The organism is Wolbachia endosymbiont of Protocalliphora sialia (assembly GCF_053891855.1).
On the sequence record NZ_JAIUJX010000014.1, the window covers coordinates 1 to 9801 of the forward strand.

A 9801-nucleotide genomic window follows, 5' to 3' on the forward strand; every position below is an offset into this window, starting at 1 on the left:
CAAGGTAAACCTGAGATTTTTAATAGTGATCAGGGGGTGCAGTTTACATGTTATTTTTATCCTTTATATTTATACTAGCTCCTTCCTCTACAAGGTATTTAATAATATCTAAGTGACCATATATAACAGCAAAGTGCAAAGGACACATACTATCTTTGTTTAATGATTTTATTATAGCCCCTTGCGCTACAAGGTATTTAGCAATATCTAAGCGACCATATACGGCAGCAAAGTGCAAAGGATTCATACCTTTTGTGTTCTTTAGATTTACATCACCCCCTTTCCTTACAAGATGCTGAACAGTACCTAAGTGACCATATATGATAGCATAATCTAAAGAAGTAAAATTCTTTTCATCAATACCATTAATAACTTTACTTAATTTATCAGGATATATTTTCTCTAATATCAGCTTAATAACCTTTTCATTACCATCTTTGGCTAGCAAATGTAAGATAGTACCTCCATCATAAATAGAATCAATAAATTCATTAACTAATCTACTATATTTACTTGCATGATTCCAAACAGACTTAACGTGATTTGGATTCGTAAGGCAAAATGATGTCATCATTTCTCTTAAAGTTTCTTCTTCTATTCCTGTTCGTTCTTTCTCTACTCTTACTGTTTTTTGTATCCCTTTATGAACTCTTGCTATTGACTCCTCTAGCTCAATCACTGAAAACTTATTGAGTAGATTAAGAGCATCCAAAACTTGTTGCTTACCTTTTTCTGATTTCTTCTGGAGGAAAATTTCTTCTATATCAATTTGATTGGGATCCAAGTAAGCCATATATGATACAATATCATGCGATTGCTGCCCAACATTTTTTTCTCTTCTTATTTTATTAAGGTTAAGCTTCAAAGTTGTAAATAATTCTTTGGTGATACCTAATGCTTCCAAAAGATCAGGATTTGATTTTTGTATTGCTTCATTATAGCGTTTTAGATATTCGCTAATACTAATCTTTTCTTGTTTTATATATGCTGCTCCTTGCACCAAAGCTAATGGTAGATAATTCAACGCTTCTGCTAACTCTACTAGATAGCGATTCTCTAATTTATCTTTTATCCCTAAGGCCCTTTCAATAAATGTTATAGCTTCTCCTAGAGAAAATCCATCATTCAACTGTATCTTTTCTATTTCTTTTTTCCAATTCTTGCTACGAGAAGTAATTAAAACGTAAGGCTTTTCTCTATGAAAAAACAAATTAGGAAAATAGGATGGTAAAAATTTTTCGATCTCCTTATACTTACTGGTGTTATCAAAGATGAAAAGACTTTTTACGTCTCGAAAATACTCGTATACATCCTGGACAATAGATTCTATTTCTCTATCTCGAACAACATTAAAATCCATATCATTATCATTTTCTGTAGGAATTTCTAATTCTTTAGCTAAATTACGAAATGAATTGAAAAGAGTGTCATATGTTTTAGCATTTATCCATATAACTTTTGTCCAAATATTACTCTCCTTACTATATGCGTAGCTTCTAGCCAATTCACTTTTTCCTGTTCCATATTCTCCATTAATCAAGACCATTCGTGACAGTTCTACTTCTTGATTTTTACTATCTAACTTCTTTTTTAATTCATCTAACATCACTTCTCTTTTAATAGAGAACTCTGATAAATAATCCAAATTAAAGGAAAATGTATTTTTATCTTCTTTTTCATGACGTATTCGCAAATCCTTAATTTCTTCACGCAAGTCTTCTATATCTTTTTTTTTCGTCAGATCATTTCCATTAATCTCTTTTAATATACTACTAGCCAATCCTTTCTTTTTTTCCTCATCTAAAATACGCACATACTCTCTTTTTTTAGATGTTGCACTAAGTACATATTTTTGTTCTAACTCTTCCCAATTTTCTAATTCCCACGTAAAGGGAAGCCGATAGCCGTATTTTTCAGCATAGTCATATTTCTCTAATAAACCATATTGATAATAGTGAACAATTTTATTCTCTGTTTTCTTTATTCCTACCCATGTATATAAATCTGAGGTCATTAAAGTTTTACTACTTTGTTCATCTTTTTTTATGTGATATCCATAATCCCCCAAAGATAGTTTTCTTTTTTTTGAATTACCAAGAACAACACCTTTAGTTATAAAATCAACAAAAAGGTCTTTTCTCTCACTAAAATTTGAAGAATAATCCATTATTCTATATACAGCATCCATTGCTAATTTCTCAATTCCCCTCTGCCAAGAGGAATTGACATCTACAATCTTTATGAATTGTTCCTCAAATTTTTGAAAAATTTCCAAGCCAGCCTCTACTAAACTCTCTCTCCTATTATCTTTAAAAGATACAACTCCTAGAGAAACACTTTTTGCTTTTTCTCTATGTCTTCTTGCAAACACATCACCCATACATTCAACAGCTTTAGTAAAACTTAATCTATATAGATTCGGTGGAATAAGATTATTCACAATTGATGCAAACTGACCTGCTATTTTGCCCACTTTTCGTGTTTTTGAATCTGGTTTTGCTTCTTCAGAATATTCAAATATCTTTTTCTCAAATTCTTTAACAAAAGTCTTAACAAAAAAAGTTGCTTTTTTCACTATTTCATCACTTGTAATGCTTATACAGCTAAACATTTCTTCATCATCAGTCGATGTACTACTGCTGCCTATAGATGAAGATCTTGTTACTCTAGGGCTCTCCTGACTTCGTCCACACTGAAGTTCTTCACTAGATAATATATTTTCATAATCAACTATTGCTGATCCAGCATCTACATAATCCATTTGATTATCTGCTACTTGTTCTCCTATATTTTCTTTACCTAACATAAAACCGCCTATATTTTAATATTCATATTTTGATTGTTTTGTCGTAAACCTCTTTTCTGAAGATTGATTTCAACATTTGATTCTTATGCAGCTGTACCAAACCAATTTGCTGTAGAAACCTTACGGTAATCCTAAGTAACTTTAATTGCTGAGTAACAGTGTGCTTTTCTTTTGACTTCTGACTAAAATAGATATATTCTCAAAAAATCGAGAATTGCTTTCTGAGTGATATACATAATACAATGCATCTAACTCACACCCCATGTTTTCATTACGTTAGACTGCATTGTAGCTAAAAAGATCTAGCAAAGCAAGGACTTTTTTGCATACTCTAGCATTTTAGTTTTTATTTTAAAACTAAAGCAGCTCAGTTTCATGTACTTTTATTTCTTTATCAACTGTTATTTTTCTTCTTCAATGTATCTGTGAGTAATGATAACGTTGCTGGTAAAGCAATTTTTTTATATAGCAAGATTCAGCTATTTAATAAAAAGATCGTGGCTAGACCAAAAAATATAAGAGCTGAGAGAATATCAGTTGTTGCTGATGTTAAGATTGAAGACGAAACAGCAGGATCGGATCTAAAATGATGAAGCATTATAGGAATGAAAGTTCCGATGAACGTTGCAATAATTGACATCATAATCATGGAGACCACAAAAATCATCTCCACTTTGACATTGTGAAACCTTATTGCTAACACTACTAATGAAATAGTAGATAAGATCACCCCGTTTATAAGACCTATTAAAAATTCTTTCATCAGTATTCTTTTTGCATTTTGCTCAGTTAGATATTTTGTTGCGATTGCCCGGATAGTTAGTGTTACTGTTTGGGATCCTGCATTTCCGCTCATCGATGCAATGATTGGCATAATTATTGGCAGTACTATAAAACTTTGTATTACGTTATCGAAAAAGCCAACTACTATAGAACATATTATTGCAGCTAAGAGGTTAAACAGTAACCAAGGTAGTCTTTTAATTATAGTTTTATGTATAGGGGCATTTATATCAGATTTAGAAGATACACCGCTTATTTTAAGCACATCCTCTTCTGCTTCTTGTTGAACAATTTTGATTACATCTTCAATAAGGATTACACCTATAATTTTACCATTCTTATTTACTACTGGAGCTGATAATAGAGCGTAATCTTTAAATATTCTTGCTACTTCTTCTTGGTCCATTCCAGTTTTAATTATTTTTATATCTTGACTCATTATCTCTTTTATTATTGTTTCTCCTGAGTGAGATATTACCTTATTTAAGTTGAAAATGCCTATGGGTTCTAATTTTGAGTTAATGATGAAAATTTGATAAAATGTTTCTGGTATTTTTTTATAGTTGCGCAAGAATTCCATTAGCTGATTTATCGTCCAATAATATGGAGCTATAACCATATTTTTATGTATCAACCTTCCTGCACTTTCTTCTGGGTATGATAACAATTCCTCTACTAATTTTTGAGTTGCATTGGGTAAGTAGTTAAGTATATTTTCTATAGACTTTCTATCTAAATCTTTCACTATAGCTACTATGTCTTCTATATCAAGAAGCATTAGTAACTTTGCTGTATTTTCTATTCCCAATATTTCTATGATCTCTACTTGTAAATCTGGTACTACATGTACTAAGGCATCACTTAACAAATGTTGATCGAGGATATTAACTAATTTCTCCCTGTGATCACTGATCGAAGTAGATAAAAAATAAGCTAACTGAACGCTATCTATCGTTTTTACAATATTACGAACATTCTCTAATTCTTGATTATCGAGAGACTCTATTAAATCATCAATAGCCTTTTTGTCTAAACCATAATGAGAACTTGTTTTAATATTCATTACTTTACCTTATTTTTTTAATAAATATACACACTTGATTTTATTGAACATTCAAGTATAATAAAATTATTTTGAATTAACTATTATATGGTTAAATTTCTATTTTGTTTGCTGTTATTGTTAGTGATAATAAATATATTAAAGTCTAAAGTATAATGAAAACCCATCCAGAAATCCTTGAATACTTTCAAGGCTTAAATAAAAGTATTTCTCTTATCAGGAGGTGTCTTTGACATAGAAAAATTGAAGTTGCGTCTTGAAGAGCTGGATTCTCAAGCATCGAATGATAATCTGTGGCAAGACAATCAAAAAGCACAAGAAATTTTAAAAGAACGCTCTAAAATTAAGCATGACATAGAATCGTTTTCAAAGCTAGAAAGCGATTACAACGATGCTATCAGCTTGATGAAATCTGCTATTGATGAGAATGATGAAGAATTTTTTTCTGAAGTTAAAGGTGAGTTAGTAAAGCTAGAGAAATTAATCAAACTTAAAGAGACAGAATCTTTATTTACTGGTGAAGCAGATAACAATAACTGCTTTTTAGAAATCCACTCAGGAGCTGGTGGAACAGAGAGCAATGATTGGGCTGAGATGCTCATGCGCATGTATACAAGATGGGCAGAAATTTATCACAATTTTAAAGTTGAAGTTGTAGAAAAATTAGATGGTGATGCAGTTGGTATAAAATCTACAACAATAAAGATCATCGGAGAAAAAGCTTACGGGTGGGCAAAAAGCGAAAGTGGAGTTCATAGATTGGTTAGAATATCACCATTTGATGCAAATGGTAAACGTCATACCAGTTTTGCAAGTGTAGGAGTAACTCCAGTGATTGAAGATTCAATAGATATTGTTGTGGATGAAAAGGATTTAAAGATCGACACTTACCGTGCTTCTGGAGCAGGTGGTCAGCATGTAAATAAGACTGAAAGCGCGGTACGTATTACGCATATTCCAACAGGCGTTGTAGCTCAATGCCAAAACGGTCGTTCTCAACATAAAAATAAAGATGAAGCACTTAAACTACTTAAAGGACGTTTATATCAAATTGAATTGGAAAAAAAAGAACAGAAAATGGCCGAAGAATATGGCAAGAAATGCGATATAGGTTGGGGCAGTCAGATCAGATCGTATGTTATGCATCCATATCAAATGGTAAAGGATTTAAGGACTGGACATGAAGTTGGCAATATAAATTCCGTTTTTGATGGCAATATAGATTGTTTCATAGTTAGTGTATTGGAGTTAAAATGAGATTTATTAAAAAGCTAAGTTTTATGCTCTGCTAATAAGGGGAAAAGAAAACCAAAACCTATTGAGAAAAATGGAACAATTTTGTGAATATATCTATTATCCAAGTAGCTGATGAAAATGGCAACTCGTTTCTTATGGGCACAAAAATGTAATATGAAGAGAAATCTTCGTACATTAAGTTGTAGCCGCGCAACGTCTGCCATTGATGATTATTTCACCTACTGTAACTGCTGCTAAAATAAAGCAGTAATAAACTTGTGTTAACAAAGAAATAGGTGAGACAGAAGCAATGCTACCTGCTAGCAGCAGCTGGGAACCATAAGGCAAAATGCCTTTTGTAACGCAAGCAAAAATGTCTAACAAGTATGCACTACGGTATGACGGAATATTATGCTTTTGCGCGAGCCTTTTTGCAATATCGCCACTTAATAAAATAGCAATGGTATTATTAGCAACTAAAACAGTAAACATAGATGCTATGCCCGCTATTACAAATTCAGCTTTAGTTTTTGTGATATTGCTTTCATCGATAAGTTTGTGTAATGCCTTTTGACCCTGCTTGTACATTATATGACTCAATCCGCCAATAAATAGAGCAAATATTACTATCTCGTTTACTTTTTTGAAACCGTCATATATGTCATGAGAGAGTTGAATGATAGTATAGTCAAAAAAAGTCATCCCTAATACACTAGCAACAATTATATTTATAGTTATTGTTACTAAAGTAGTAACTTCAAATAACCCCATGATTATTAAAGAAATATAAGGAATAATCTTTATTACTGATAAATAATCTAAATTTGATGTAGGAATAATTTTTGTACTATCTGCCATAATTGCCAGATAGACAAGCGTTATAATGCTGGCAACAAATGCTACTTTAGAATTCACTTTAAGTTTATCCTTTATCGTGGCCCCCTGTGAAGAAACAGATGCAATAGTAGTGTCAGATATCATTGAAAGGTTATCACCAAATACGGCACCTCCAACTACAGTTGCAGTTCCTATTTCAAGACCAAAAGCCCCACTTTTCGCTAAGTTAACAGCTATTGGTACCATTAGTACAACAACTCCCATAGACGTACCAATTGCAGTTGATATAAAAGCGGAAGCCAAAAATACTCCAGGCAGTAGTAATTTTGCTGGAAGGAAATTGAGAATTAAATCAGCAACAGTATCTGCACTACCAATTGATTGAGTCACCACAGAAAATGCTCCAGAAAATAGAAAAATTAAACACATAGTAAGGGTGTTTTTATCACCCATACCCTCAATGACAGTATCGATGTTACGTTGAATTTTATCTGCATTGCGTGCAACAGCAAAAAATAGCGCCGGTAGTAGGCAATTTATCGGTGAAACTTGGCGAAGCGGATTATCAATTCCAATAAAGGAAAAATAGATACCACTTCCAAGGTATAAGATTAAAAAAATAACCAAAGGAAAAAAAGCTGTCATTTTACTGCCTTAAAACTCATAACTATAACTAGTTAAGTAGTTTTAAGCAAGTTTGGTTTTCTGTAAGTTGATACCAGTTTTTTAGACTCTCAAGTATTACGCTATGGAAAATGCGTTGACTATTGTACCATAACATATAGTATCAAAATGTTTTATAGTATGAGGTAAAGCTATGGTAATGTCATATGAGCAATGGGAAATAATACTAGGTATAGTTGATCAGAAGGAAGATTTAAGCAAAGATAATGTAATTGAAAAAATAAAAGAGCTACTAAATAAAGCAAGGATACTGGAGAGAAAAGAAGTATTAAGAATGTTAGAAGGGGTATCGCATAAATTAGAAATATCAAACGAGATTCCAATAGTGCAAGAGACACCAGAGCCATTAAAAAAGAGACTAAAAGTGCAACATATACCACAGACATTAGAGAAATCAGAAAAAATACTAAAAGAGCAAGGAGTATCAGATGCACAAAAGATATTTAAAGAGAGTACTAAAAAAGTTAGGTGTACAAGAGACATCAGAAGAGCCAAAACAGTGGCGCTAGAGGATGTGCTAAATGCACGAAAGATCTCAAAAAAGGTACCAGTGATGCTAGATACACAAAAGATACTAGAAACACTAGAGATACTAAAGAGAGCAAGTGGAAATGTGTATAAAGAGTGGGAAGAAAATAAGTTTGATATAAATTATTGGTTTGAAGTAGATTGTCTCCATGAACGCTATTCATACACGTTGTTGTATTTAGCTATTGATTTTAAGCTGGACAGTTTAATAGATGCTTTGCTTGAAGTAAAAGAAATTGATATTAACGCAAGAGGTCCATTTTCTCAATGGGGTGCTTTACATTGGGCTGCTGAAACAAGCAATATAAGAGTAGTATTAGAGCTAATAAAAAGAGGGGCAGATGTTAATCAGGTGGATTCATATCAACAGACTAGTTTACATCAGCCAGCTGCAAATGGCGATGTAGAAATAACAAAAATCTTAATAAAAAATAATGCAGATGTTAATTCAGAGGATCTAGGGAGATTGACTGCTTTATATAAGGCTGCCAGTCATAGCCATACAGAAGCAGTAAAGATCTTAATGGATAGTGGAGCAAAAGTTAAAGGCAATGGAGCACTTAAGCTTACTCCTTTACATATTGCTGTCGCAAATGGCGACAAAGGAATGGTGGAAGTCATAACACAAAATGATAATAATATTGGCGAAACTATTGAGAAAGTGGATGTATTTGGATGGACTCCTTCATATTGGGCTGCTGCAAGGAATGATACATTAATATTAGAGATCCTATTAAAGAAGATATCACAATGTAAAGCAAGTGTTGATATAGAGGATAAGTTAATGGGGCGAACTCCCTTACATATTGCTGCTGCGCTTGGTAATTTGGAAGCAGTAAAGCTCTTAATAAACTATAGAGCAGATATTCACTATCAGGATACATGGGGATGGACTCCTTTTGATTGTGCTGCTGCAAGAGGCAATAAAAAAGTAATAAATTATCTAATAGCCCATGGAGCAAGTATTGAGACGAATGATTCATATAAAATACTTCTCTTTACTTCTCCACATAATCTTCGAGGGACAATAGGTACCCTAATACAACTTGAAGTGTGGAATGATGTGATGAAATTGATGGGAGCTGAGTTTTTACGTCGTGCTGCCAGACATGGTGATACACTAATGGTACATTTTCTATTAGAAGCTGGAGTAAATGCTAATGCAGGTGATGATTTAGGATCAACTGCTTTACATAAAGCTGCCAAAGGTGGCCATGCGGAAGTAGTAAGGACCTTAATTTTATATGGAGCAAATATTAATGCACAGGATAGCTCAGGGCAATCTCCTTTAGCTTATGCTTTCGAACATAGACACTGGATAGTAGTAATGACTTTACTATGTTATAACGCAAGTACTTTATTGCCTGATCACTGCGGTGAAACTATAAGAGATTTAGCTGAACGTCAAGGCATAAGTAATCTTCTAGTGGAAGCAGAACAAAGAGCACTAGATATACTTACGCGGCTTAACTTAGAATCAAGTATACTCAGAAACAAAGCATTAATGAAAGTGCAACACACAGCTTCACATATGGTGCAACACATAGCATCATATATGTTGAGAGAAATAAAATCACGTCTATCTATCAGCTTTGAATTTATGATAAGAGATCAAGCTAACCAAATTGAACAATTACAGTATAACGCTAAACTTAATGAAAAAAGAGTAGCATTTATAACTGACCAAATTAAATGTATGCAGTTAGGAACTAATACTAAAGCGTGTCCAGCTGAAATAGATGAAGTAAAAGAACAAATATTACATAGTCCTTACAGGCGGACATGTAACACTACAAATGTTAATGTAGAAAAAGCAACACCTTTAGCTAACAACATTGAGTATACGAAGTTAGGCCCTAGTACT

The 9801-nt window shown here is 32.9% G+C and carries 5 protein-coding genes; 2 read left to right on the top strand and 3 right to left on the bottom strand.

The genetic code is table 11. The features are described from left to right. Positions 1 to 43 precede the first annotated feature (43 nt). Both LB100_RS05065 and mgtE read right to left on the bottom strand, forming a co-directional pair. Complete coding sequence (locus tag LB100_RS05065) at positions 44 to 2806, bottom strand: ankyrin repeat domain-containing protein (RefSeq protein ID WP_456201620.1); 2763 nt, start codon at positions 2804 to 2806, stop codon at positions 44 to 46. A 475-nt stretch (positions 2807 to 3281) separates the two neighbouring features. Next, the gene (gene mgtE, locus LB100_RS05070) at positions 3282 to 4652 is read right to left on the bottom strand and encodes a magnesium transporter (RefSeq protein WP_456201621.1); all 1371 of its coding nucleotides are present in this window, start codon (positions 4650 to 4652) and stop codon (positions 3282 to 3284) included. A gap of 155 nt (positions 4653 to 4807) precedes the next feature. Between mgtE and prfB the strand changes: the two genes are divergently transcribed. After that, a protein-coding gene (prfB, locus tag LB100_RS05075; protein WP_264330491.1) for a peptide chain release factor 2 occupies positions 4808 to 5909 on the top strand; the annotation gives its coding sequence in 2 pieces (ribosomal slippage) (positions 4808 to 4873 and positions 4875 to 5909; 1101 coding nt in all). A 174-nt stretch (positions 5910 to 6083) separates the two neighbouring features. Here prfB and LB100_RS05080 read toward each other — a convergent pair. Continuing rightward, positions 6084 to 7370, bottom strand: a complete 1287-nt coding sequence (locus LB100_RS05080) for a Na+/H+ antiporter NhaC family protein (RefSeq protein ID WP_456201622.1) — start codon at positions 7368 to 7370, stop codon at positions 6084 to 6086. Positions 7371 to 7548: 178 nt separating this feature from the next. On the opposite strand from LB100_RS05080, the gene LB100_RS05085 reads away from it, so the two are divergent. Beyond that, a partial coding sequence (locus LB100_RS05085; RefSeq protein WP_456201623.1) for an ankyrin repeat domain-containing protein occupies positions 7549 to 9801 on the top strand: 2253 nt, incomplete at its 3' end.